This is a genomic window from Nostocoides sp. HKS02 (assembly GCF_009707485.1).
Lineage (GTDB): Bacteria > Actinomycetota > Actinomycetes > Actinomycetales > Dermatophilaceae > Pedococcus.
In genome coordinates this window covers 2,534,117-2,560,069 of the sequence record NZ_CP046121.1, presented here as the reverse complement: position 1 = coordinate 2,560,069, position 25,953 = coordinate 2,534,117, and the positions used below count along the sequence as shown (strand labels likewise).

17 protein-coding genes, 1 tRNA gene and 2 pseudogenes are annotated in these 25,953 nt (G+C 70.2%); 12 read left to right on the top strand and 8 right to left on the bottom strand.

Going from position 1 to position 25,953, the window contains the following annotated elements:
* Nucleotides 1-8 precede the first annotated feature (8 nt).
* The 4 genes and pseudogenes from GKE56_RS12325 (at nucleotide 9) to GKE56_RS12310 (ending at nucleotide 4,463) form a co-directional block, all read left to right on the top strand.
* Nucleotides 9-929 carry an ABC transporter substrate-binding protein gene (locus GKE56_RS12325; RefSeq protein ID WP_154684794.1) on the top strand — a complete coding sequence of 307 codons (921 nt, stop codon included), beginning with the start codon at nucleotides 9-11 and terminating at the stop codon, nucleotides 927-929.
* 230 nt (nucleotides 930-1,159) lie between these two features.
* Nucleotides 1,160-1,441 (top strand): annotated as a pseudogene (locus GKE56_RS18305) (ATP-binding protein); the annotation flags it as partial.
* A gap of 199 nt (nucleotides 1,442-1,640) precedes the next feature.
* Entirely contained in the window at nucleotides 1,641-3,593 is a 1,953-nt protein-coding gene (locus GKE56_RS12315; protein ID WP_195908105.1) for a LuxR family transcriptional regulator, read from the top strand.
* A 57-nt stretch (nucleotides 3,594-3,650) separates the two neighbouring features.
* Complete coding sequence (locus tag GKE56_RS12310; protein WP_195908104.1) at nucleotides 3,651-4,463, top strand: 1-acyl-sn-glycerol-3-phosphate acyltransferase; 813 nt, start codon at nucleotides 3,651-3,653, stop codon at nucleotides 4,461-4,463.
* Here the strand turns inward: GKE56_RS12310 and GKE56_RS12305 are convergent.
* Entirely contained in the window at nucleotides 4,420-6,741 is a 2,322-nt protein-coding gene (locus GKE56_RS12305; RefSeq protein ID WP_154684791.1) for a (Fe-S)-binding protein, read from the bottom strand. The two genes, GKE56_RS12310 and GKE56_RS12305, sit on opposite strands and share 44 nt — an antisense overlap.
* Nucleotides 6,742-6,984: 243 nt before the next feature.
* Here GKE56_RS12305 and cysK point away from each other — a divergent pair, with 243 nt between their 5' ends.
* Both cysK and cysE read left to right on the top strand, forming a co-directional pair.
* Nucleotides 6,985-7,911 (top strand): cysteine synthase A, encoded by a 927-nt coding sequence (cysK, locus tag GKE56_RS12300; RefSeq protein WP_154684790.1) that lies wholly within the window; start codon nucleotides 6,985-6,987, stop codon nucleotides 7,909-7,911.
* 17 nt (nucleotides 7,912-7,928) lie between these two features.
* Complete coding sequence (gene cysE / locus GKE56_RS12295) at nucleotides 7,929-8,528, top strand: serine O-acetyltransferase (protein WP_154684789.1); 600 nt, start codon at nucleotides 7,929-7,931, stop codon at nucleotides 8,526-8,528.
* A 16-nt stretch (nucleotides 8,529-8,544) separates the two neighbouring features.
* Here the strand turns inward: cysE and GKE56_RS12290 are convergent, their stop codons facing one another.
* From GKE56_RS12290 to GKE56_RS18300, 3 genes and pseudogenes are all read right to left on the bottom strand, one after another.
* On the bottom strand, nucleotides 8,545-8,877 hold the full coding sequence (locus tag GKE56_RS12290; RefSeq protein WP_154684788.1) for a YtxH domain-containing protein: 333 nt from the start codon (nucleotides 8,875-8,877) through the stop codon (nucleotides 8,545-8,547).
* A 59-nt stretch (nucleotides 8,878-8,936) separates the two neighbouring features.
* Nucleotides 8,937-9,317 carry a DUF6328 family protein gene (locus GKE56_RS12285; RefSeq protein WP_255424965.1) on the bottom strand — a complete coding sequence of 127 codons (381 nt, stop codon included), beginning with the start codon at nucleotides 9,315-9,317 and terminating at the stop codon, nucleotides 8,937-8,939.
* 49 nt (nucleotides 9,318-9,366) lie between these two features.
* Nucleotides 9,367-9,438, bottom strand: a pseudogene (locus GKE56_RS18300) (hypothetical protein); the annotation flags it as partial.
* A 72-nt stretch (nucleotides 9,439-9,510) separates the two neighbouring features.
* On the opposite strand from GKE56_RS18300, the gene GKE56_RS12280 reads away from it, so the two are divergent.
* Nucleotides 9,511-9,597, top strand: a tRNA-Ser gene (locus GKE56_RS12280).
* A gap of 376 nt (nucleotides 9,598-9,973) precedes the next feature.
* On the opposite strand, the gene GKE56_RS12275 is transcribed toward GKE56_RS12280, so the two are convergent.
* Nucleotides 9,974-11,326 (bottom strand): PLP-dependent aminotransferase family protein, encoded by a 1,353-nt coding sequence (locus tag GKE56_RS12275; protein ID WP_154684787.1) that lies wholly within the window; start codon nucleotides 11,324-11,326, stop codon nucleotides 9,974-9,976.
* Nucleotides 11,327-11,386: 60 nt separating this feature from the next.
* Here GKE56_RS12275 and GKE56_RS12270 point away from each other — a divergent pair, with 60 nt between their 5' ends.
* Both GKE56_RS12270 and GKE56_RS12265 read left to right on the top strand, forming a co-directional pair.
* Nucleotides 11,387-12,877 carry a CoA-acylating methylmalonate-semialdehyde dehydrogenase gene (locus GKE56_RS12270; protein WP_154684786.1) on the top strand — a complete coding sequence of 497 codons (1,491 nt, stop codon included), beginning with the start codon at nucleotides 11,387-11,389 and terminating at the stop codon, nucleotides 12,875-12,877.
* Between the two features lie 43 nt (nucleotides 12,878-12,920).
* Nucleotides 12,921-14,297, top strand: coding sequence for an aspartate aminotransferase family protein (locus GKE56_RS12265; RefSeq protein ID WP_154684785.1), 1,377 nt, complete (start codon nucleotides 12,921-12,923; stop codon nucleotides 14,295-14,297).
* Between the two features lie 43 nt (nucleotides 14,298-14,340).
* Here GKE56_RS12265 and GKE56_RS18295 read toward each other — a convergent pair whose 3' ends face one another.
* From GKE56_RS18295 to GKE56_RS12250, 3 genes are all read right to left on the bottom strand, one after another.
* The gene (locus tag GKE56_RS18295; protein ID WP_154684784.1) at nucleotides 14,341-14,841 is read right to left on the bottom strand and encodes a DUF1918 domain-containing protein; all 501 of its coding nucleotides are present in this window, start codon (nucleotides 14,839-14,841) and stop codon (nucleotides 14,341-14,343) included.
* 68 nt (nucleotides 14,842-14,909) lie between these two features.
* Nucleotides 14,910-15,938, bottom strand: coding sequence for a phosphotransferase family protein (locus GKE56_RS12255; RefSeq protein ID WP_230208937.1), 1,029 nt, complete (start codon nucleotides 15,936-15,938; stop codon nucleotides 14,910-14,912).
* Between the two features lie 2 nt (nucleotides 15,939-15,940).
* The gene (locus tag GKE56_RS12250; RefSeq protein ID WP_154684782.1) at nucleotides 15,941-17,146 is read right to left on the bottom strand and encodes an acyl-CoA dehydrogenase family protein; all 1,206 of its coding nucleotides are present in this window, start codon (nucleotides 17,144-17,146) and stop codon (nucleotides 15,941-15,943) included.
* Nucleotides 17,147-17,181: 35 nt separating this feature from the next.
* Between GKE56_RS12250 and folP the strand changes: the two genes are divergently transcribed.
* From folP to GKE56_RS12235, 3 genes are all read left to right on the top strand, one after another.
* Nucleotides 17,182-18,099 (top strand): dihydropteroate synthase, encoded by a 918-nt coding sequence (folP, locus tag GKE56_RS12245; RefSeq protein ID WP_230208936.1) that lies wholly within the window; start codon nucleotides 17,182-17,184, stop codon nucleotides 18,097-18,099.
* Nucleotides 18,100-18,628: 529 nt separating this feature from the next.
* Entirely contained in the window at nucleotides 18,629-25,342 is a 6,714-nt protein-coding gene (locus tag GKE56_RS12240; RefSeq protein ID WP_154684781.1) for a PxKF domain-containing protein, read from the top strand.
* Nucleotides 25,343-25,682: 340 nt separating this feature from the next.
* Entirely contained in the window at nucleotides 25,683-25,886 is a 204-nt protein-coding gene (locus GKE56_RS12235) for a cold-shock protein (RefSeq protein WP_056915917.1), read from the top strand.
* Nucleotides 25,887-25,953: the final 67 nt, after the last annotated feature.

The window sequence follows — 25,953 nt, the reverse complement described above, 5'->3', positions numbered from 1 at the left end:
TCGTGAAGATGCCCAAGATCGCTCTGACCGTGACCATGGCGGTCGCGATGGCGACCATGGCGGCCTGTGGCAACTCGGGCAGCAACCCGTTGTCCACCGGGGGCGCAAGCTCCAGCGGCGCCAGCGGCGGCGGGATCACCGTCGGGTCGGCCGACTTCCCCGAGAGCGCGCTGCTTGCCGAGATCTACGCCGGTGCCCTCGAGGCGAAGGGGGTCAAGGTCAGCAAGCGCCTCAACATCGGTGCTCGTGAGGCCTACATCCCGGCGCTCCAGGACGGGTCGATCGACCTCATCCCCGAGTACACCGGCGTCCTGACCCAGTACTTCAACAAGAGCGCCTCGGCCAAGGACGCCGACGGCGTCTACACCGAGCTCAAGGCGGCGTTGCCCGCGACCCTCACCGTGCTCGACAAGTCGGCGGCCGAGGACAAGGACGCCCTGGTGATGAAGAAGTCTCGCGCCGACCAGCTCGGCGTGAAGTCCATCGCCGACCTCGCGGGCAAGTCCCAGCAGCTCACCGTAGGTGGCCCGCCGGAGTGGAAGACGCGCCCGACCGGCATCCCCGGCTTCAAGTCGATCTACGGGCTCACGTTCAAGGAGTTCCGCCCGCTCGACGCTGGTGGCCCGCTGACCCTCAACGCCCTCAAGAGCGGCCAGATCGACGCCGGTGACCTCTTCACCACCGACCCGAACATCGCCGCGAACAACCTGGTCGCCCTCGATGACCCCAAGCACATGTATGCCGCGCAGAACGTCGTGCCGCTCCTCACCAAGAGCAAGAGCACCCCGACCATCGAGGGTGCCCTCAACGCCGTCTCGGCCAAGCTCGACACGGCCACCCTCGCGGCGCTGCTGACCGAGGTGGTCACCGACAAGAAGGACCCGTCGGCGGTCGCCAAGGAGTTCCTGACCAAGAACGGGCTCGCCTGACCTCGCAAGGCTGACCGGACACGACAAGGGCCGGGTGCGTCTCCCCGAGATTGCACCCGGCCCTTCGTGGCGGCGCGTGCCGCCGATCAGATCCACCGCTCTGGGAGATGCCCCTCCACGCCGCCCGCGCCCGAATCTCGATCCGTCCGCCTCCACGGTGACGCAGCCGCGCTGCCGCCGCATCGGTGAAACCACCGATATCTGCCCGGAGCCGTGGATAGCCTGTTCGGGTGCTGACTCCCTGCGTGGGTCGCGAGGAGTTCCTCGAACGGCTCCTCGACCTGACGAGCGGCAGCCGGTGGGTGACCCTGACGGGCGCGCCCGGCTGCGGCAAGACGCTGGTCGCCCGCCATGTCGCAGCACGCGCCAGCCGCACGGCCTGGGTGGTCGCCCACCGTCACCCGACCACCGACGCGCTGCTCGCCGCCTGCCTCACTGCCCTGCGGGCCGAGGTGGCGCCCGGCGACACACCGAACCTGGCCCTCAAGCGCGCCCTCGACGGGCAGGATGTCCTGCTCGTGCTCGACGGCGTCGACCACATCGAGGGCCTCGGCGTCGTGCTGCAGGATCTCGTCGAGGACGCCGCCGGCTTCCGGCTGTTGTGCACGGCCACGACGATGGCTGGCCGGCCGCATGAGACCGTCCTGCGCCTGCCGCCGCTGCCGGTTCCGCCCACCTCGCAGCCCCTCGAAGGCCCCCCTGGTCGAGCTGTTGCTGGCCCGTGTGGTTGCGGCCGGGGGTCCGAGCGTCGACCTCACCCAGCACGCCGCCACCCTGCGTCGGCTCCTCGCGTCCAGCGGGGGACTGCCGTCCGTCGTCGAGCAGCTGGCCGTCCAGATCGCCCTGATCGGGGTGCGCGACGTGACACCGGCTGCCAGCCTCGCGGACGCCCTGCGTCGCTCGTACGACCTGCTCGACGAGGTGCAGCGGCGCTCGTTTCGGCGCCTCGCGGTCGTTGGCCGCCCGCTGAGCCTGGACGTGCTGGCCGATCTCTGGAGCGTCTCGCGCGCGGAGGCGGTGCAGCTCGCGTCCGCGCTGGCCCGACGCAACCTCGTCGAGGTGCATTCCGACGGGCGGTTCGACCTGCTGCCGCCGTTGCGTGAGCTCGGTCGAAGCCTTGCGGCGCAGACGGGTGACGACCGCGCGGCGTATGCCGGTCTGCTGGAGTGGGCGGAGCGCGTCATCCCCCAGGAGGACAACAGCGGCGCCGCGGACGCGCCGTGGCTGGGCGAGATCGAGCTGCTCCACTCCGCCGTCGTCCACGCCTGCTCGACCGACGAGGGGCGACCCCAGGGATATGCCTTGGCCAACCGGGCGTTCTCCTCCCTGTACACCGCCATGCGGGCGCGCGAAGCGGTCGACCTGCTCGAAGCGGTCCTCACCAGCGGAGACGGGCCGCCGGGCATCGGCTCGCAGCTGGCCAGGCGAGCCGGGATCTGCGCGTCGGAGGTGCGGGGAACCTATGAGGGGCTTCGGCTGCTGGACCGCGCCGAGCAGCACGCTGCGGCGCTCGACGAGGAGACCCGCGCGCTCGAGCTGGCACGGACGGCCGCCATCCGTGCGGAGATGCACCTCGATGCCGGAAACCTCGCGGCGGCCCGGCTCGACGCCGAGCGCACCCTCAGCCTGGGCGCCGCAGACCCGTACGTCACGCGTCAGGTCCGGCGCACCCTGATGGACATCTGCGTGTCGAGAGGCGACCTGACCCGCGCCGAGAGGCTTGCCACCCAGATCCTCGATGCACCCCCGCCCGACGAGATGTGGATCGCGCTGTCCGCGCGCACCCTGCAGGCCAAGATCGCCTGGGAGCGGGGTCGACTGGTGGAGGCCGCCTCGCTTGCCGCGTTCGCCCGCGACCAGGCGCGTGCGATCCACGAGGACCGCATCGCGCTGCTGGCAGACCTCGTGCACCGTCAGGTGACGGGCGTGTCGGCGATGTCCGTGGAGTCCGACACGCTGCCGTGGGCGGTGCGGCTCGTGGTGCAGCTGCAGGAGGCGCGTGAGCTGCTCGCCGCAGGGGAGGCGGCTCGGGCTGCTGGACGCGCCGCCGACATCGTCGTGCTCGCCGACAGCAGCTCGCTCGGCCGGGACGCCGTCGACGCGCTGCTGCTCGGGGGCGACGCGCTCATGGCCGCGGGGGAGCCCGGCCAGGCGCAGGCGGCATACCTGTCGGCGCTGCGGCGCGCGAGCGAGATCCCCATGCCGCTTCGAGTGGCGGACGCACTCGACGGGCTCGCTGCCCTGCTCGCGGCCTCCGGGCACGCGGCACATCGCCACCTCGGCGGCGCGGCGGCCGCGTTGCGCGTCGGCCGTGGCGCCGTAGGTCACTGCCGCCCGGGACTCGAGGCGCCGGTCGGGGTCGTTCGGGACTGCCCGGCCGGGTGGCTCGACGCGGCGCAGCTCTCCGCGGTCGGCGTCGAGGCAGTGGTCCGGCTGTTCGACAGCCCCGAGCCGCGGGACGCCGTGACCAACCCACTGGGCTCACTGACCCGGGCCGAGCTGCGGGTGGCCGAGCTGGTCGCCGAGGGGCTGACGAACCGCCAGATCGGCGAGCAGCTCTTCGTGTCACCGCGGACGGTGGACTCCCACCTGTCGCACATCTTCCACAAGCTCGAGATCGCGTCGCGGGCCAAGCTCGCCGCGCTGATGGCCGAGATCGCCTGAGGCCGGCCCGCCACGGCCGGCTCCAAGCGCTTCGTGCCGCCGCTCCGAATCCCCGGGGTGAGCGATGTGACCTACCGCCTGGTCATCCGGGCCTGCCGTGGCGTGTTCCGGGTGCTCGGCCTGCGCATCGAGGTCCACGGCGACGAGCACCTTCCGACGACCGGCGCCGTGGTCGTCGTGGCCAACCACCACAGCTTCATCGACTTCATGCTCGTGGGGTTGGTCGGCACCCGGCGCCGCCGGTTCATCCGGTTCCTGGCCAAACAGGTGGTGTTCGACCTGCCCGTCGTGGGGTCGGCGATGCGCCGGATGGGTCACGTCCCGGTGGATCGCGCGCACGGCGAGGTCGCGGCTCGGCAGGCCCTGCGAGCCCTCCAGGCCGGAGAAGCCGTCGGCATCTACCCCGAGGCCACCATCGGCCGGGCTTTCACGGTGCGCGACCGGGCGTACTGGCGCCACGGAGCAGCCCACCTCGCGCTCGCCACCGGTGCTCCGCTGGTCCCGGTCGCCCACTGGGGCGCCCACCGGGTCGTCACCGTGGGTGGGCGAATCAGTCTGCGCCGCGGAACGGCAGTGCAGGTCCTTGTCGGTGCCCCCATCGTGCCGAGGCCGGGCGAGAACGCCGAGCAGCTGACCACGCGGGCGCACGCCCTGATCGAGGCGATGGTCGAGAGCCTTGTCGCGGCATACCCCCAACCGCCGCGCGATCCTGGCCGGGCGTGGTGGTGGCCGGCCATCCGGGGCGGCGCCGCCCCGTGTCCGCAGGAGTGCGGACACCTCGAGGAGGCGGTCGTGCGGGGTATGCCGAGTGTGCGAGGTGCCGGGGTCAGCCGACAGGTGCGGGCTCGGGGTCGGGAGTCGGTTCGCTGACCTCGGGCTCGACCGGCTGGCCACCATCCCCGCGCTTGACCGCGGCGAGCAGCATCTGGGCGACGTCGACGACCTCGACCTGCTCACCGATGCCCTCGGACTGCTTGGCCGTGAGGCCGTCGGAGATCATCACGCGGCAGAACGGGCAGCCGATGGCGATCCGCTCCGCGCCGGTGCCCAGGGCTTCCTCGGTGCGGTTGGTGTTGATCCGCGTGCCGAGCTTCTCCTCCATCCACATGCGGGCGCCGCCCGCGCCGCAGCAGAACGACTTCTCCTTGGTGCGCTCCATCTCCTTGAGCTCGACCCCGGGCAGCGCCCCGATGAGCTCGCGCGGCGGGGCGTAGACGTCGTTGTGACGGCCGAGGTAGCACGGGTCGTGGTACGTGACCGTCTCGGCGGTGGAGGCGACGTTCTTGGCCGTCGACTTGCCGGGGGCGTCGGAGGGGCGGGCCACCGGGACCAGCTTCTTCTCGCGGACGAGGCGGTTGAGCAGCTGGGTGTGGTGGACGACCTCGTACTTGCCGCCGAGCTGGGGGTACTCGTTCTTGATGGTGTTGAAGCAGTGCGCGCAGGTGACGACGATCTTGGTCGCGCCGGCCTCGTTGAGGGTCTCGACGTTCTGCTGGGCGAGCATCTGGAAGAGGAACTCGTTGCCCGCGCGACGGGCCGAGTCGCCGGTGCAGGTCTCACCGTCGCCGAGGATCGCGAAGGTCACCCCCGCCTGGTCGAGCAGCTCGGCCACCGCGCGGGTGGTCTTCTTCGCCCGGTCCTCGTACGCCCCGGCGCAGCCGACCCAGAACAGGTAGTCGACGTCATCGGCGGACTCGACGTCCTGCCCGAGGATCTTCACGGGGAACGGCAGGTCCTTGGCCCAGTCGAGCCGCGCCCGAGCCGCCATGCCCCACGGGTTGCCCTTGTTCTCGAGGTTCTTGAACAGGCCCCCGAGCTCGGCCGGGAAGGCGCTCTCGATGAGGGTCTGGTAGCGGCGCATGTCGACGATGGCGTCGACGTGCTCGATGTCGACGGGGCACTGCTCGACGCAGGCGCCACAGGTGGTGCACGACCACAGCACGTCCAGGTCGATCACGGCGTCCGGGCCGTGCGGGTTGTATGCCGCGAGCGGCGAGTCCGCGGCATACCCGGTCTCACCCACGAGACTGGCAGCTGCCAGCGCGTTCACGCTCTCACCCAGCCCTTCGCGGTCGGACTCAGCCGCGAGCAGCCAGGGCGCCTTGGCGTGGGCGTGGTCGCGCAGCGCCATGACGAGCAGCTTGGGGGACAGGGGCTTGTCGGTGTTCCACGCGGGGCACTGGGACTGGCAGCGGCCGCACTCGGTGCACGTGGTGAAGTCGAGCAGCCCCTTCCAGGTGAAGTCCTCGACCTTGCCGACGCCCAGTGGGGCGTCCTCGTCGAGCTCCTCGATGTTCTCGAAGTCCACCGGCTCACCCTTGACGAGCATCGGCTGCAGGGCTCCCAGCGAGGTGCGGCCGTCGGCGTGGCGCTTGAGGAAGATGTTGAAGAAGGCGAGGAAGCGGTGCCAGGCGACGCCCATCGTCGGCTGCAGCGAGATGGTGATCATCCAGGCGAACGAGATGAGGATCTTCACGGCCGCGACGACGACGATCGCGTTCTCGAGGCTGCCCGTGCTGGAACCGTCGAACAGGCCACCCAGCCAGCTCGTGAGCGGGAAGTGCAGGGCGGTCGCGTCACCCCCGCTGCTGGCCTTCTCGAGGGCGTACTCGAGGCCGCGGAGCGTGACGATGCAGAGGGTGACGCCGAGGATGGTGAGCTCGACGTAGTAGGCCTGCCAGAAGGTCGAGCCGTAGAACCGGCTGCGCCGGCCGCCCTCGCCGGCTGCCGAGCGCGGGTGGTTCTTCTGCCGGATCGCCATCAGCGCGACGATGCCGATCAGGCCGGTCCAGGCGAAGAACTCGGTGACCCATTCGTAGGGCGGGAAGTGGCCGATCAGCGGCAGCGTCCACGAGGGCGAGACCAGCTGGCCGAAGGCGTTGACCAGGGTGAAGAACAACACCCCGAAGCTGATCATCGTGAACCAGTGCGCCACCGCCACCACCGGCAGCCGCGACATCCGCGTGTGGCCGAGGAACTCACGCAGCAAGGTCACCGTGCGGGCGCCCTTGTCCTGCGTGCGGCTGGCGTCGGGCTGACCGAGCCGGAAGACACTGAGGAAGTGGGTGACCACCCGGGCGAACAGGGCCACGGCCACGACGGTGACCACCCCGCAGACGACGAGCGCGACGACCTGGAGCGCAGACATGGCCGTCACTCTAGTGGGCGCTAAGCGCTTGCTCACCTGTCTGTGACCCTCGCCGCACCGGAGGATTCCTGCGGGTTCGCGCCGATTTCGGGCCCGGGAGGGCGGTATGCCGATTCGCGGACGCGCGTTGCCAGACGGCATAACGATCTGTTGGAATACACATAACGTCAGGTTCGCTGACACTGGCGACCGTCCACGCCCGCGCGCTGTCCGCACGCGGCATACCGATCCGAGGAAGCGCGCATGCCCATCTATGACGACGTCACCAAGCTCATCGGCAACACGCCCCTGGTGCGGATCAACCGCCTCATCGACAGCGAGGCCACCGTCGCCGCCAAGCTCGAGTTCTACAACCCGGCATCGTCGGTCAAGGACCGCATCGGCGTCTCGATCATCGACGCGGCCGAGGCCTCCGGCCAGCTGAAGCCCGGCGGCACGATCGTCGAGGCCACCTCCGGCAACACCGGTATCGCGCTCGCCATGGTGGGGGCGGCCCGTGGCTACAACGTCGTCCTGACCATGCCCGAGACGATGTCCAAGGAGCGCCGCGCCCTGCTGCGTGCCTACGGCGCCGAGCTCGTGCTCACCGAGGGTGCGCTCGGCATGAAGGGCGCCGTCACCCGGTCCGAGGAGATCGCCGCCGAACGCGGTGGGATCCTCGCCCGGCAGTTCGCGAACGAGGCGAACCCCGAGATCCACCGCAAGACCACCGCCGAGGAGATCTGGAAGGACACCGACGGCCAGGTCGACATCGTCGTCGCCGGCATCGGCACGGGCGGCACCATCACCGGCGTGGGCCAGGTGCTCAAGGCGCGCAAGCCAGGGGTGCAGATGATTGCCGTCGAGCCCGCGGAGTCGCCGATCCTCAACGGTGGACAGCCGGGACCGCACAAGATCCAGGGCCTCGGCGCCAACTTTGTCCCCGAGATCCTCGACCGCGACATCTACGACGAGGTCATCGACATCAACGCCGAGACCTCGGTCGAGTGGGCCCGTCGCGCCGCCAAGGAGGAGGGCTTGCTCGTCGGCATCTCCTCTGGTGCCGCGCTCGCTGCAGCCAACCAGGTGGCCACCCGCCCCGAGAACGCCGGGAAGACGATCGTCGTCATCATCCCCAGCTTCGGCGAGCGCTACCTGTCGACCATCCTCTTCTCCGACCTACTCGACTGACGGGCGGCGCTTCCTTCGTGTCCCCAGCCCTCTACGCCCGCCACGCGCGAAGCCGCATCGTCGACGACCTCGACGCGGCCATCGAGCGTGACCCGGCGGCGACGTCGCGGGCCGACGTCCTGTTGAACTCCCCTGGCCTGCACGCGATCTGGGCCTACCGGCTGGCGCACCGCCTGTGGCTGCGCGGCGGGCTGGCCAAGCCCGTGGCGCGGGTCCTCATGACGGTCGTGCGCTCGATCACGGGTGTGGAGATCCACCCCGGCGCGGTCATCGGGGCGCGGTTCTTCATCGACCACGGCATGGGGGTTGTCATCGGCGAGACGGCCGAGGTCGGCGACGACGTGATGCTCTACCACGGCGTGACCCTGGGCGGTCGGTCGCTGCAGCGCGTCAAGCGTCACCCCACCGTCGGCAGCCGCGTGACCATCGGCGCCGGGGCGCGCATCCTCGGCCCGGTCTACGTCGGTGACGACGTCCAGATCGGGGCGAACTCGGTGGTCGTGAAGGACGTCCCGAGCGGCGCGATCGCCACCGGCATACCGGCCACCATCCGGTTCCCGCAGGGCCGCGAGGACCCGTACGAGGCGATGTTCAAGGACCCTGCCCTCTGGATCTGAGGGCAGGGTGCCTGCGTCAGGGCAGCTTGTCGCCGCCCGGGCCGTATCCGGTGGTGTCTGCATGCAGCCGGTGATCGGTGCCGCGGTGGAGGCTCGGGGGCAGGTCTTCGCCGGTCAGGCGCTCCTTGGCCGAGGCCCCTGCGCTCTTGGCGGCGTCGCCGAGCTTGGCGGCGACCGCGGGCGCCTGGTCCTTGACGGTCTGCTTCACCGTGTCGACCCGGGCCTGCACCGGGTCGCTGGACCACACCCGCTCGGCGTGGTTCCGGATCTGCGCGTAGCGCTTCTGGCCCGCCTTGGCGCCGAGCACGTAGCCCACGCCGAGGCCCGCGAGGAAGGACAGCTTGGACATGGTTTCGATCCTTTGGTCGGGTCCTTCGACCATAACCCGGCCCCCGGCATCACGCCTGCTCAGGGCCTGTCTGACGGTGTCCGGGGCTGGTCGCCGAGGCGTTCGCGCAGCGCGACCGGCCCGACCAGCCACACGCTGGTGAAGATGACCGCGGCGAGGGCGCCGATCCACAGGCCGGACGTGCGCCCGAACACGAGCACGAACACGAGGGTCACGACACCGACGATGGCGGCGGCGAGGAAGCCCAGACCGCTCACGGCGAGCCAGTGTCCGAGCGTCACGAGGGTCTGCTTGCGGCGGCGACGAAACAGCGCGCGATGCAGGGCGACGGGTGCGATGAGCAAGCACGTGGCGAGGATGCTGGCGCTGATGGCGACGACGTAGGCGCCGCGCTCGAGGGCGTCGAGCTGGTGGAACGCAGGCTGCAACGGCACCGTCATGAGGGAAGCCGGTGAGCAGCTGGACACCGGTCTGCGAGACGCGCAGCTCCTGCAGCAGCTCTTCCCAGTTGCGGTCGATGCGCTGGGCGGGCGACTCCTGAGTGCGGTCGTAGCCGTCCATGGGTGGACCCTACCCGGGGGAGGAGGTCATCGGGCGCTGACCTGTATCTTGACGCTGCAGCACATCAGCACGGGAGGGCTCGCATAGTGGCCTAGTGCGGCGGTCTTGAAAACCGCTATGGCGGCAACGTCATCGTGGGTTCGAATCCCACGCCCTCCGCTCACCTGGCCTCCGGAGAGTCCCCGGCCCACCACGGGTGACTAGCCCGTCGTGGCCATGGTGGGCCCGCGATCTGACGTAGGCCGAACTGCGTGATCCGGGTGATCTGCGGCGCTTCCGACCTCGGCTACGTTCCACGTGCAGGTGATACGAAACAGGCTCATCGAATGACGGGTTTGTGACAGATCTGGCTGAGGGGTTCTCGTGAGGGGACAATGGGGGAAACTGAGGCACTGCTACGTGAATTGAACGATCCTCCACGATGCGCGGGTCAGTTAGCGTTTCTTCGGGGATGAGAGCGTCTGCCTAAGGGCAGCGGGCCGAAGGCCGGGCAACCCTGCAGCCCGGCCTTCGTGCCGTCCGGGCCCAGCAGGCGTCAACGGGCGCGCGCACTCCGGCCGGTGGTGCGGGCGGCGACCGCGATTGCTTCGGCCAGGTCCTCGAAGCCGTCGCGCGCGAGGCCCACGGTCACCCGGACGTGGCCCGACGCCGACCCCGGTCCCACGCGAAACGGCGACCCGGGCGCGACGCCGATGCCCTGGCTCGCGAGCCTGACCACGGCGGCCGTCTCGTCGTGCACGGGCACCCAGACGTTGAGCCCCTCCACCCCGCCGACGACCACGCCGCGCGCCCCGAGCGCGTCCACGAGCGCCACCCGCCGGGCGGCATACGTGTCGCGAGCGGCATGCACGCTCGCCCCGGTGGCGGGGTCGGTGAGCAGGGTGAGCAGGACCTGCTGGAGCAGCCGACTCGTCCAGCCCTGACCGAGCTGGCGGCGGCTCATCGCCGCGCGCATGAGCTCGGCCGGGGCCGAGAGGGCGGCCAGCCGCAGGTCGGGGCCGTGCGACTTGGAGAACGACCGCACGTATGCCGTGTGGTCGGGCCGCCAGCGGCCCAGGCTCACGAGCGGCGAGGGGGACAGGCCGGCCGCTGAGTCGTCCTCGATGACGAGAGTGTCGGTCCCGTCAAGGGCTGCGGCGACCGCCTTCGCGCGCCTCGCGGTCATCGTGACGCCGGTGGGGTTCTGTGCCCTGGGCTGGAGCACGATGGCGGCGACGGGCTCGGTCAGCGCCGCCGTGAGGGCGTCGAGGGCCAGCCCCTCCTCGTCGAGCGCGACGCCCACGAGCTGCACACCGACCGACTCGAGCAGGTCGATGAGCGGGGGGAAGCACGGGTCCTCGACGACCACCCGGTCGCCGAACCGCAAGGCGCTGCGCACGAGCAGCTCGAGGGCATCCATGGCGCCGTCGACCACCGCGATCTCGTCGACGGCATACGGCCAGTCCGCACGCAGGGTGGCCGCCAGGTCGGGCAATACGGGGTCGTCGAGGTAGGAGCTGGTGGTCGCAGTGCCGGTGAGCGAGGCGAGCGCACCGCTGAGGCTGGGGAGCAGCTGCGGGTCGGGGACTCCGGTCGACAGGTCGAGCCGAAAGCCGTCCTGGTGCTCCAGCACCTGCTGGTACCGGCCGCCCGTGGGGAGATGGTGGTCGAGGACCGTCGTCCCCCGTCGGCCGTCGGTGCTCACGGCTCCAGCCCGGGCGAGCAGCGACCAGGCCGACGACACGGTGGTCGGGGAGACGGCCAGCTGGGTCGCCACGGTGCGGATCGGGGGCAACCGGTCGCCGGCCACGAGCAGGCCGTCCCGGATCGCGGCGGAGACGGCATGCGCCAGCCCCTTGGCAGTGGGATGCTCGAGCCGTTCCTCGATGCCACTCAACAACGCGGTCATTTTTGTACCATAGCAATACTTGTATTGTGTTACCAGTGGGTGACCCCTACCGTGGTGGACATGACGACGCGCATCACGCACTGGATCGACGGACGCCCGCACGCCGGCAGCTCTGGCCGCACCGCCCCCGTCTTCAACCCCGCGACGGGCCAGCAGTCCGGCGAGGTCGACCTCGCCTCCGTCGACGAGCTCGATGCCGCCGTGACGAGTGCGGCGGCAGCCGCCCGCGAGTGGCGCCACGCGTCACTGAGCACGCGGTCGGCCGTGCTCTTCGCCTTCCGCGAGCTGCTCCACCAGCGCACGCCCGAGCTCGCGGCGATCATCACCGCCGAGCACGGCAAGGTCCTGTCCGACGCCGCCGGCGAGATCGCGCGAGGCCTGGAGAACGTCGAGTTCGCCACAGGGGTCCCGGCGCTGCTCAAGGGTGGTTTCAGCGAGCAGGCCGCGACCGGGGTCGACGTCTACAGCATTCGCCAGCCGCTCGGCGTGGTCGCCGGCGTCACCCCCTTCAACTTCCCCGCGATGGTCCCGCTGTGGATGTGCGCCAACGCCATCGCGTGCGGCAACGCGTTCATCCTCAAGCCCAGTGAGAAGGATCCCTCCGCGGCCCTGTTCCTCGCCCAGCTGTGGCACGAGGCCGGTCTGCCCACCGGGGTGTTCAGCGTGGTGCAGGGTGACAAGGTCGCCGTCGACGCGATCCTCGACCACCCGGGCATCAGCGCCGTGAGCTTCGTCGGCTCGACGCCGATCGCCAAGTACATCTACGAGCGGGGCACCGCCGCGGGCAAGCGGGTGCAGGCACTTGGCGGTGCCAAGAACCACGCCCTCGTCCTGCCCGATGCCGACGTCGACATGGCTGCCGACTCGGTGGTCTCCGCGGCCTACGGCGCGGCCGGCGAGCGGTGCATGGCGCTGTCGGTCGCTGTCGCCGTGGGCGACGTGGCCCAGCCGCTCGTCGATGCGATCGCGGTGCGCCTGCCGAAGCTCACGGTGGGCAACGGCGCCGACCCGGGGACAGACATGGGGCCGCTCATCACGGCCGAGCACCGTGACAAGGTCGCCGGCTACGTCGACGCCGGTGAGGCGGCGGGTGCCGCAGTCGTCGTCGACGGTCGGACGGGCGACCTTCCGGCGGACGGGTTCTTCCTCGGCACCACGCTGCTCGACCACGTCACGCCGGAGATGACGGTCTACACCGATGAGATCTTCGGGCCGGTCCTGTCTGTCGTCCGCGTCGACACCTACGAGCAAGGCGTGGCGCTCATCAACGCCAACCAGTACGCCAACGGCACGGCGATCTTCACCCGCGACGGCGGCGCGGCGCGACAGTTCCAGTACGACGTGGAGGTGGGCATGGTCGGCATCAACGTGCCGATCCCGGTGCCCGTCGCCTACTACTCCTTCGGCGGCTGGAAGGACTCGTTGTTCGGCGACACCCACATGTACGGCCCCGAAGGCATCAACTTCTACACCCGTGGCAAGGTCGTCACCCAACGCTGGCCCGACCCTGCGACCTCGTCGGTCGACCTCGGCTTCCCGCGCACCCGCTGAGCATCCACGCGTCCCGAAACCCACGGCATACCAAGGAATCTCGATGACTGACACGCTGCCAGCCGCCACCTCTGCCACCGCCTCCGAGGAGCAGGTTCGCCGCGACGACCGCGCTCACGTGTTCCACTCGTGGTCGGCGCAGGGTCTGATCGACCCGCTGCCGATCGCTGACGCGCTCGGTTCGTACTTCACCGACTACTCGGGCAAGCGCTACCTCGACTTCTCCAGCCAGCTGGTCAACGTCAACATCGGCTACCAGCACCCCAAGCTGGTCGCCGCGATCCAGGAGCAGGCCGGACGCCTCACGACCATCAGTCCCGCCTTCGCCAACGACGCGCGCTCCGAGGCTGCTCGCCTGATCACCGAGCTTGCCCCGGGCGACCTCAACCGGGTGTTCTTCACCAACGGCGGGGCCGAGGCCACCGAGAACGCGCTGCGCATGGCACGCCTCCACACCGGGCGCCACAAGGTCATGGCCGCCTACCGCAGCTACCACGGGGCCACCGCGGGAGCCATCGCGATGACCGGCGACCCCCGCCGCTGGCCATCGGAACCCGGTATGCCGGGCATCGTGCGTTACTGGGGTCCGTACCCCTACCGCTCGGCCTTCCACGCGCAGGACGAGCAGGAGGAAGGGGTCCGCGCGCTGCAGCACCTGCGCGACCTCATCACCGTCGAGGGCCCGCAGACCATCGCGGCGATCATCCTCGAGACCGTGGTCGGCACCAACGGCATCCTCGTCCCACCGCCTGGCTACCTCCAGGGGGTGCGTGACCTGTGTGACGAGTTCGGGATCGTCATGATCGCCGACGAGGTGATGGCCGGGTTCGCCCGCTGCGGTGAGTGGTTCGCGGTCGACCACTGGGGCGTCGCCCCCGACCTGATCACCTTCGCCAAGGGGGTCAACAGCGGCTACGTGCCCCTGGGCGGCGTGATCATCTCCGAGCGGATCGCCCAGACCTTCGACCAGCGGCCGTTCCCGGGTGGGCTGACCTACTCGGGTCACCCGCTGGCCTGCGCCTCCGCCGTCGCCTCCATCACCATCTTCAAGGAGGAGGGCATCGTCGAGCACGCGCGCTCGCTCGGCGCCGACGTCATCGGTCCCGGCCTGCGGGACCTCGCCGAGCGCCACCCCAGCGTCGGCGAGGTGCGGGGGCTCGGTGCCTTCTGGGCGCTCGAGCTGGTGCGTGACCGGCATACCCGTGAGCCGTTGGTGCCGTTCAACGCCAGTGGCGCCGATGCCGCACCGATGAACGAGTTCGCGGCGGCGTGCAAGGCGCGCGGCCTGTGGCCGTTCACCCACTTCAACCGCACCCACGTCGTACCGCCCTGCACCACGACCGCCGACGAGGTCCGCGCGGGCCTGGCCATCCTCGACGAGGCGCTCACGGTCGCCGACGGCTACTACACCGGCAGCTAGCGCGTCGATCCACCGCGCCCTCGCGCGTCAGCGCGACCGAGAGTCATCGGGACCGGACGACGATGTCCACCTCGCCGGTCGCAGCCTCGATGTCGTGGGTGGCCCGGGCGAGGAGGTCGTCCGCCAGGTGCCGCAGGGCGCGGGCCACCGCCACCTCGTCGCCGATCCGCGGGTCGTCCGCGTCCCTGACGCTGCGATGGGTGGCGCCGCGACCGGTCAGTTCGCCGGGTGGGTCGGCGACCAGGGCCACGGTCGCCGTGGTGTCGTCGCCAGCCTCGAAGATCGAGACCCGGATCTGCCACTGGCGCACGACGCCTTCCGTGCCGGCGCCGACCGGCTGGGCGTGCACCTCGGCGCCGGTGTCGGCCACACGGAGCACGGAGCCGGGGCCCGGGTAGATGAGCCCGGTGTGGCCGTCGCGCCAGCGGACGAGGTAGGGCGGGGCGCCGTCCTCGCCGCGGACCTCGAGGACCTCGCCGTCGCGCGTGGGCCGGTCCACCTGCTCACCCGCGAGGATGATCCGATCACCTGTCTTCGCCTTCATGGTGCACCTCCGAAGACCAGCCCGAGACTCCCACTCTGCTCCTGCGCCGACCCGGAGGGAAGAGGTGACTAGGCCAGGCGGGACAGCGCGCGGTCCACGAGCAGGGGCACCGACGGCCCGACCCGGTCATACCCCTCGCCCACCGACTTCCCGGCGAGGTAGCGCGCGTGGACGCCCTCCAGGATGACCGCCAGCCGGAAGTCCGTGAAGGCGCGGTAGTAGTCGAGGCCGCTCACGTCGCGACCGGTCACGGCGGCATACCGCTGCGCGATCTCGTCGGTCGTGGGGAACCCGTCGTGGGCCGTCAGGCCCGCCGCCACCGGGACCGCGCTGCCGTCCTCGCCGGGTCCCGCGTAGTACGTCAGCCAGGTCGCCAGGTCGGCGAGCGGGTCGCCGAGCGTGCTCAGCTCCCAGTCGACCACGGCAGCCACGGTCGGTATGCCGCCGGGCCGGCTCACGAGCGTGTTGTCGAGGCGGTAGTCACCGTGGACGAGGGTGACGTCACCCCCCTCGGGGCGCTGGCGGTCGAGCTCGGCGACCAGGGTGTCCATGGCCGGGAGGTCGCGCGTCCGGCTGGCAGCCCACTGCTGGCCCCAGCGGCGCACCTGGCGCTCGAGGTATCCCTCGGACTTGCCGAAGTCGCGCAGGCCGCTGGCGTCGAGGTCGACCGCGTGGATCGCCGCGAGGACGTCGACGAGGGCCTCGGACAGCTGGCGCCGTTGCTCGACCTCCAGGCGCGCCGTCTGTGATGGCTCACGGAACACCTCGCCGAGGACCTCGGCCATGACGTAGAACGGGGCGCCGACGACGGCAGGGTCGTCGGTGAACGCGAGCACCCCCGGCACCGGCACCTCGGTGTCCTGCAAGGCGGACAGCACCCGGTGCTCGCGCCCCATGTCGTGCGCGCTCGGGAGCAGCTTGCCCAGCGGGGGCCGGCGCACGATGACGGTGGTCGACTCGCCGACCACCCGGTAGGTGATGTTGGACAGGCCGCCCGAGATGACCTCGGCTCGCCAGTCGTCGCCGAGACCGCCGAGGTGGTCTCGAGCCCACGGGGTGAAGGATTCGCGCGGCAGCCCCGGGACTTCGGGCGGCATGCTCATTCCTTGACCTCGCGGGCCGCGATGCGCTCAGCGGCGCGCTTGGCTGCCCGCCGGGCGATGGACATCTTGTGCACCTCGGTGGCGCCGTCGTAGATGCGGAAGGACCGGATGTCGCGGTAGATGCGACCCAGCACGAGCTCCTCCGAGGTGCCCATGCCACCCGCGAGCTGCACCGACCGGTCGACGACACGGCATACGGCCTCGCTGGCGAAAACCTTGGCGCGAGAGGACTCTTCGCTGCTCCGGCTGCCCTCCGCGATCGCCCAGGACGCGTGCCAGATCACGGACCGCGCGGCGTCAAGGTCGATCTCGTTCTCGGCGATCAGGGCCTGCGCCATGCCGAGGTCGGCGAGCTTCGACCCGAAGAGTTCGCGCTCGACCGCGCGTTCCAGCGCGATGTCATGGGCGCGGCGGGCGGCACCGAGCCAGCGCATGCAGTGGGTCAGGCGCGCGGGAGCGAGGCGGACCTGGGCGCTCTGGAAGCCGCGACCCGGCTCGCCGAGGACGTCGGCGTCGGGGACGAAGCAGTCGCGCAGGGTGACGCGGCAGTGCCCGCCGATGCCGGTCGCGTCGATGGTGTTGAGGTGCTCGCCGACGACGAAGCCCGGGTTCTGCGCGTCGACGAGGAACATGGTGGCCCCCGCCGGCGCGTCGTCCCCCTCGTTCAGCGCCATGACGATCGAGAAGGCCGCACCGTCGGCGCCCGTGATGAGCCACTTCTCGCCGTTGAGCACCCAGCCGCCGGCGGTGCGTCGAGCTCGGGTGCGCAGGGCCGAGGGGTCCGATCCGGCCCCCGGTGGCGGCTCGGTCATGGAGAAGCAGGAACGCACCTCACCGGCGACGAGTGGACGCAGCCACCGCTCCTGCTGGTCAGGGGTCCCGGTGAGGTGGATGAGGTGGATGTTGCCCTCGTCCGGCGCCGCGCAGTTGAGCGCGAGGGGACCGAGCAACGAGTAGCCGGCTTCCTCGAGGAACACGGCCGCCTCGTCGAAGCGGTAGCCGCCGCCGCCCCACTCGCGGGGGGCCTGCGGGGCGAAGACGCCCGCAGCCTTGGCCAGGCCCTGCAGCTCACGGCGCAGAGTGTCGGTCAGGCCGTCGCGAAACACGGTCTGCTCGCGCGGGATCACTTCTCGTGCAACGAAATCCGCGATCCGCTGGCGCTGATCCTCGACGGCTGGGCTCAGGCTGAAGTCAAAGGCCACGGATCGACCCTACTGGGCAGTGCGAAGATGGCGCCGTGCCCCTGCCAGAGCCAGCGCCCCTCGACCTGCCGCGCACGCCCGCACTGCGACTGCGGGGGCAGACCTTCGACGCGGGTAGTCCTGCCGTGATGGGCATCATCAACCGGACACCTGACTCCTTCTTCGCGGGAAACCGCCACGCCGACTTCGACTCCGCGAAGCGTGCTCTCGACGCCGCGGTCGAGGCCGGAGCCGACATCGTCGACGTGGGCGGCGTGCGCGCCGGTCAGGAGGGCGAGCGGGTGTCGGCGCAGGAGGAGATCGACCGGGTCGTGCCGTTCCTGGAGCACGCCCGCGCGACCCATCCGGGCCTCGTGCTGAGTCTGGACACCTGGCGTTCCGAGGTGGCCCTAGCGGCCGCCGAGTACGGGCTCGATCTCGTCAACGACACCTGGCAGGGCCACGACCCGGAGCTCGTGCACGTGGCCGCACGCATCGGGGCCGGCGTCGTCTGCTCGCACACGGGCGGCCTCCCGCCACGCACGGACCCGGTCAAGGTGAGCTACGGCGCTGACCCGCGCGACGTCGTGCGTGACGTGCTGCGCACCCTCGCCGATGGGGCGCGCGCGGCCGAGCAGGCCGGCATACCGGCGGACCACATCCTCATCGACCCGACCCTGGACTTCGGCAAGACGACGGCGCACTCGCTCGAGGTGTTGCGGCACACCGGCGACGTCGCCGCATTGGGCTTTCCGGTGCTCCAGGCGTTGTCCCGCAAGGACTTTGTCGGCGAGTCGCTCGGGCTCGAACCGGACGACAGGCTCGAGGGTACGCTCGCGGCCACCGCCGTCGCGGCCTGGCTCGGCGCCACGGTGTTCCGTGCGCACGACGTGCGCGCCACGAGACGCGTCATCGACATGGTGGCCGTGATCCGTGGCGACCGTATGCCGGTGCGTGCGGTGCGCGGGGTCTAACGCTCACCATTCGTCGCTTCCCGGGACATTTGCGCGCTTCACAGGGGAATCCGGGGGAATCCGGCGAGAGTGCAGGGAATCGGTCGCCAACGGACTTCTGCGACAGGTCCCACGCGGCCAGCGTTCCGTCCTGAGCGCCATCGCGAGCCAGGGGCCGACCTGAGGCCCTGTGCCCGGTTTGTTCATCAGCCGAACGGGTGGCTCGGCCTCGTGCCTTAGGCCCCGACCTGTGCGCGGCCATATCGCCGCTGACCTGCGACAACTTCACTGACAGCACGGGGTCTTTTGCTCTCACAGGGGTGTCTCATGGGTGGTCGTTTCTCTTTCCTGCTGTCCTTGGTCGGCGGTCGCGCCGGGGTGTCGGCGCGCCGTCGTCGCCTCACCTCGGCCGTCGCTGCGCTGGCCGTCGTGGTCGCGCCGGTGGCGATCGGCGTAGGCGCGGGACCGGCATCGGCGACCGCCATCGGAAGCATCACCGTCGGGGGCGGGCAGGGGGACCTACATCGACACGAGTGTGTCGCCCCACCGGGTGTACGCCAGGTCGGGACAGCAGGTTACCTTCGCGGTCACCACGGACACGACGACGTCGTGCGTCGTCGTCACCGACGCCGGGGGCGCGACGATCGCGACCGACAAGTCCGGCGCGACGGCTGTCAACTTCGCGATCACCGCCGGTGTCGGCGACGGAACCAAGACCCTCACGTTCACGGCATACAAGAACGTCAACAATGGCAATGGGACCTGCTCGGGCACCAACACGGCACGCACCGCGAGCTATGTCCTGGACAACACGGGACCGGTCGTGACGCCCGTGCTCACGCCCGCACCAGTCGGCACGTGGAGCACCCAGAACACGACGGTCACATGGACCGCAGCCGACCCGAACGTCGACGCCGCCACACCAGGTTCGGGTGTCCTCGCGCAGTCGACCGTGTCGACGCTCTACCAGCTGGACGGCAGCTACACGCTCACGGCTCCGGCTCCACCAAACGCTGTCACTGACCGCGTCGGCAACGCGGGTAGCGGTGGCGGCACGCTGAACCTGGACAAGTCCGCGCCCACGATCACGGCTGTACGGACTCCCGCCGCCAACGGCTTCGGCTGGAACAACTCGCCCGTCACGGTGACCTTCACCTGCGCGGACAACCCGGCGGGCGGCGGGTCAGGTATCCCGACGAACAGCTGCCCCGGCGCCAGCGTCGTGGGCAGCGCCACGGACTCCTCCAAGGACGTCACGAACGCCACGGTGACGGGAAGCGTCTCCGACGCTGCGGGCAACGGGCCGTCCACCGCGACGGTCTCGGGGATCAACGTCGACACGGTCAAGCCCCTCCTCAGCGGATCCGCAACGACCCCGCCCAACGCCAGCGGTTGGTACAACAGCAACGTCACCGTGCACTGGACCGCCTCCGACGCGCGGTCCGGCCCCGACCCCGCAACCGTGCCGGCCAACTCGACGATCGCGAGCGAGGGCTCCGCGCTGACGACCAGCGCCTCGGTGAGCGACAAGGCGGGGAACACCACCTCGGCCACGAGCGCGCCCGTCAACATCGACAAGACGCCACCGGTGACCGGGATCAGCGGGGTGTCGAACGCGTGGACCAACGGCGACGTCACCGTGACGCTGAGCCCGACTGACGCCCTGTCGCATGTCGCCTCGACGACGTACAGCATCGACGGCGGCTCGTCGCGGCCTGGGACCTCGTTCACACTCACGACCGACGGTGACCACACGATCACGTTCAGCAGCACGGACCTCGCGGGCAACGTCGAGGCCACCAGGACTGCTCACGTCAAGATCGACAAGAGTGCCCCCACGATCTCGCACTCGTTCGTCCCGACCTACAACGACAGCACCTGGACGAATGCCACCTCGGTGACCGTGAACTTCAGCTGCGCCGACGCAGTGTCGGGCGTCGCGAGCTGCTCGCCCCCCGTGGCTGTCACCGCCGAGGGCGCCGGTCAGCAGGTCGTGGGCGTCGCCCAGGACCTCGCCGGAAACACCGCGAACAACACCGCCACCGTGAGCATCGACCGGTCGCCGCCGGTGGTCGGGGCGACCGCGGACCGTGCTCCGAACGGCAACAGCTGGTACAACGCCAACGTCTCGGTGAGCTTCACCTGCGCTGACCAGCCCGCCCTCTCCGGTGTCAAGTCCTGCCCGGCCACCCAGACCTTCGGCCAGGGCGGCGCCCAGACCGCCACGGGTACGGCGACCGACAACGCCGGCAACACCGCCACGGCCACCGTGACCGGCATCAATGTCGACACGACCGCTCCGGTGGTCACCGGCGCCGCGCACACCGCGCCCAACGGGGCCGGGTGGTACAACCACTCGGTTGTCGTCGACTGGTCCTGCTCGGACCCGCTCTCGGGCCTGGACGGGTCCTGCCCGGCCGCGTCGACGGTGACCGGCGAGGGCACGAACCGCGGTGCCACGGCGACCGTCACGGACAAGGCTGGCAACCAGGGCAGCGGATCCGTGAACGGCCTCCAGATCGACACCACCCCCCCGGTGACCAACGCCTCCGTGCCCACCCCGCTCAGCACCGGCTGGTACGCCAGCTCGGCGCTGGTCACCCTGGCCGCTTCGGACAACCTCTCGGGGCCGGCCACCACGTGGTACTCGGTCGACGGTGCTGCCCCGGTGACGTATGCCGGTGCGTTCGACTTCTCCGCGCCCGGTGTGCACACCATCACGTTCTGGACCCGCGACGTCGCGGGCAACCTGGAGGACGTCACGGCGCCAGGCCACGCGATCACGCTGAAGATCGACAACATCAAGCCGACGATCACGGGCACCGCGTCGCCGCAGCCCGACCCGGCAACGGGGTGGAACACCAGTGACGTCAGCGTCGCCTTCGCCTGCGCCGATGCCGAGAGCGACGTCGCCAGCTGCACCGGCGCCACGACCCTGACCAAGGACGGCGACAACCAGTACGTCACGGGCAAGGCGACGGACGAGGGCGGCAACACCGAGACGACGACCGTCGGACCGATCCGGCTGGACGAGACGGCACCCGTGGTCAAGGGCGAACCGACGACCTCTCCGAACCTCCTGGGGTGGTACAACCACGACGTCCGGGTGCACTGGAGCGCCACCGATGCGACCTCGGGCGTCGACACGACGACCGTTCCCTCGGACACCATCGTCACGTCAGAGGGTCCGGCCCTGACGGCCGGCCCGGTCACGGTCAAGGACCTCGCTGGCAACGCCGGCACCGGCAGCGTCACGGGTCTGAAGATCGACCACACCCCGCCCACGATCACGGGCCAGACCGACACCGTTCCGACCACCATCGGTGGCTGGTACAACGGCAACGTCACCGTCGACTGGGCCTGCGCCGACACCGGTTCCGGCATCGCCGACGGCGCCTGCCCTGCTCCGAGCACCATCACCGGAGAGGGGCAGAACCTGTCGGTGGGGGCCAGCGTGAGCGACCTCGCGGACAACGTCGGCACGACCACCGTGGGCGGCGTCAACATCGACCGTACGCCGCCGATCACGCACATCGACGCACCGTCGTCCTGGGTCAACACCGCCGCGACGGTCACCCTCACGCCGACCGACAACCTGTCCGGGCCGGCGGCCACCCACTACCGGATCAATGGCGGTTCGGAGCAGACCGGCACCAGCGTGAAATTCTCGACGGAGGGCGTGTACGAGCTCACGGTCTGGAGCGTGGACCGCGCGGGGAACAGCGAGACGCCCCAGACAGCCACGGTCCGCATCGACATGACGGCACCGTCCATCACGCACACCTTGAACCCCGCTGCCAACACCGCCGGCTGGAACCACACCAGCGTCACGATCACGTTCACGTGCTCGGATGGCGGCGGATCCGGCCTGCTTTCGTGCCCCGATCCTGTGCTCGTGACGGGCGAGGGCAAGGCCCAGCCGTTCCCCGGCACCGCTTCCGACAACGCGGGGAACACCACGACCGACCCGGCGACGGTGAGTGTCGACGTGACACCCCCGACGATCAGGGGCACTCCCGACGGGCCGCCGAACGACAACGGCTGGTACAACGCCCCGGTCAGGGTCACCTTCAGCTGCGACGACCAGGCGCTGCTGTCCGGCGTGAAGGACTGCAACGGTCCTGTCACGGTGACCGAGGGCGCCAACGGTTCCGCCACGGGCCACGCCACCGACGCGGCCGGCAACTCTGCCGCGACGACGGTGAGTGGACTGAACATCGACGAGACGCCGCCGACGATCGAGGGCGAGGTCGCCACGGCGCCCGACTCGGGGCTCTGGCACCGCGGCCCCGTGACCGTGCACTGGACGTGCGCCGACCAGGTGGGGCTCTCGGGCCTCGACGGTCCGTGCCCCGCGGACAGCACCGTGACCCAGGAGGGCGCGAACGTCTCCGTCTCGGCACAGGTGTGGGACAAGGCGGGGAACCCTGGCACCGCCACGGTCGACGGCATCCACATCGACCGCACCGCCCCGGTGACCACCGCGGCCCTGCGGACGCCTGACAGCAGCACCGGCTGGTACGGAAGCGCTCCGACCGTGACCCTCACGGTCAACGAGAACGGCTCCGGGCTCGCGGGCACGCACTACCGCATCGACGGTGGCGCCGTGCAGGACTACACCGGACCCTTCGCCGAGGGCTTGGAGGGCGTCCACACCGTGGCCTTCTGGAGCACCGACGTCGCAGGCAATGTCGAGGATGCCGCGGGTGTGAACAACACCGTGACCATCCGGGTCGACACCACCAGCCCCGCCATCACCGGGTCGCGCAGCCCCGCGGCCACCTCGGGCATCTGGAACAACACGCCGGTCGTCGTCTCGTTCAGCTGCAACGACCAGGACGGCTCGGGGTTGGCCAGCTGCACCGATCCGGTCACCCTGGCCACGGAAGGCCAGGACCAGAGCGTGACGGGTACCGCGGTCGACAACGTGGGTCACAGCGGCTCGGCGACGGTGGGTGGCATCAGCATCGACACCACCGCTCCGTCCCTCACGGGCAAGGTGCTCACGGCGCACAGCGTCGGCGACTGGTACAACACGCCTGTCACCGTGGAATGGGCCTGCAGCGACGGGCTTTCCGGGATCCCTGCCGGCACCTGCCCGTCGCCGAGCACCGTCGGCCAGGGCGGCAACCAGTCGGCCTCGGCCACCGTGGCCGACGCGGCCGGCAACGTCACCCCGGCGACTGTCGGCGGCCTGCAGATCGACACCACGCCCCCGGTGACCAGCGTCAGCGCGCCCTCGGGCTGGGTGTCGGGCACCGTCTCGCTCGACGTGGGCGCCTCGGACAACCTCTCCGGGGTCCGGGCCACCTACTACACCGTGAACGGCGGTGACCCGCAGAGCGACGGCGTCATCAAGCTCATCGCGGACGGCACGTACCACCTGTCGTTCTGGAGCGTCGACAACGCGGGCAACGAGGGTGTGCACGGCACGGCTACGGTGCAGATCGACAAGACCGCGCCGACCATCAGCCACACCATCACGCCCGAGCCCAACACCGACCTGTGGAACCGCTCGGACGCCTCGGTCCAGTTCGTCTGCGACGACGCCACCTCCGGTGTCGCGACCTGCGTGGGTGACCGGGTGGTCACCACCGAGGGCGCCGGACAGGCGGTCGTCGGCACGGCGACTGACAACGCGGGCAACCACAGCTCCGACACCGCCACGGTGAACCTGGACAAGACCAAGCCCACCATCGTCGGATCGGTCGACCGCAAGCCCAACGGTGCCGGCTGGTACAACCTGCCGGTCGTCGTGAGCTTCGCCTGCGATGACAACCTGTCGGGTCCGGTGGGATGCCCGGGAGCGGCCACGGTCGGTCAGGGTGCGGGCCAGTCCGTCCCAGGGTCGGTCGCCGACAAGGCGGGCAACACCCAGGGCACCACGGTCAGCGGCCTCAACGTGGACCTCACGCAGCCGTCGCTGAACGGGACCATCTCCACGACCCCGGGTGCGCACGGCTACTACACGACCGATGTCACGGTGCACTGGACCTGCGCCGACCAGGTCGGGCTGTCCGGCATCGACGGCGCCTGCCCGGTCGACACCGTGCTCACCCAGGAGGGCAGCGGCCAGTCCGCGACGGCGACCGTGACGGATCGCGCTGGCAACAGGACGACCACCACCGTCACGGACATCGCCATCGACAAGACACCGCCCGCGACGACGGCCAGTGCACCGGACTCGACCTACGCCACCGGCTGGTATGCCGCGTCAGTGCCGGTCACGCTCGCGGCCACCGACTCCGGGTCGGGAGTTGACGTCACCTACTACTCCATCGACGGAGGCGGGGCCAATCCATACGCAGCGCCGTTCTTGGTGGGCAAGGGCGTGCACACGGTGACGTACTGGAGCCGTGACCGGGCCGGCAACGTCGAGGACAAGACCGCGTCGGGCCACTCGCTGACGGTCAAGGTGGACAACCTCCTGCCGACGATCACGGGCACCGCCACACCGGGTCCGAATGCGTCCGGGTGGAACAACCAACCGGTGACGGTCCACTTCAGCTGCGCCGACGCCGAGACGTCCGTGGCCGGTTGCACCGGCGACACGACGTTGTCGAGCGAGACCGCCGCGACCACGGTGACGGGCACCGCCACCGATGCGGCGGGCAACGTCGCGACCGCGAGCGTGGGCCCGGTGAAGGTCGACCTGACCAAGCCGACCTTCGCGCCGTACGTCGGGACGACGTCCTTCACCCTCGGCCAGCCGATGACGGCACCGACGTGTGGGGGCCGAGCCGCCGACGTTCTCTCGGGACTCGCGAGCTGCCAGCTCATGTCGACTGCGGGGAGCGGCGTCACCAATGCCAGTGGTGTGGGCGACTTCACCTACACCTTCACCGCGTGGGACAAGGCCGGGAACTCGGCCACCCAGGTCGTCACGTTCCACGTCGGCTACGCGTGGTCCGGATTCCTGCAACCCGTCACGAACACCGCGCACGACCTCACGACGGCGAGCACCTTCAAGGCTGGGAGCACCGTGCCCATGAAGTTCGTCCTGCGGGACAGCACCGGGGCGGTGCGGCAGTCGTCCGCGACCCCGGTCTGGCTGGCACCAGTCGACCTCGGCACGACGGCGACAGGCACCGGGGTCTCGGGGACCGACAGCGGAACCGTCGGTGGCTCGTACAAGCAGGACTCGTCGTCCGGGCAGTACATCTACACGTGGCAGACGCCGAAGGCCGGGACGGGCCACTACTACCGGGTGGGTGTCCAGCTCGACAGCGGTGACACCTACACGACGCTGATCAAGCTGAGCTGATCGGCGCACGAACTGCGGGCGGGGGTCCGCGGCGGAAAGGAGGGGCCTGGCCGGCGGGCCGGGCCCCTCTTCCCCTTGGTAGCAACCGATCTGCGAAATTCTGAGAAGTCCACCTCCACGACCCGGCTGCTGCGTGCTAGCGTCTGTGCCGGTTGCAACAAGCAGTTCCTCGCAGGTCGACGAAGTGCCCGCCCTAGCACCATCAGAGCGGGCATTTGCCTTCTGACGAAGGTAGGTCATCCGAGGCCGGGCATGGTCCCGTCCGTTGGGGTTGTGTGGGGCAGCCGGGGGTTTCGCAAAGTGCGGGACTCCCAATGGCTACAAAGGAAAGAGTTACCCCATGGCACAGGGAACCGTTAAGTGGTTCAACGCTGAAAAGGGCTTCGGCTTCATCGCCCAGGACGGCGGCGGCCCGGACGTGTTCGTCCACTACTCGGCGATCGACTCCTCGGGCTACCGCTCGCTGGACGAGGCGCAGCGGGTCGAGTTCGAGGTCACCCAGGGTCCCAAGGGCCCCCAGGCTGACGCCGTTCGCCCGATCTGATTCGAGGACTGCCCAACCACCAGTCTTCTGACAAGGCCCCCACCCGATCTGGTGGGGGCCTTCGTCA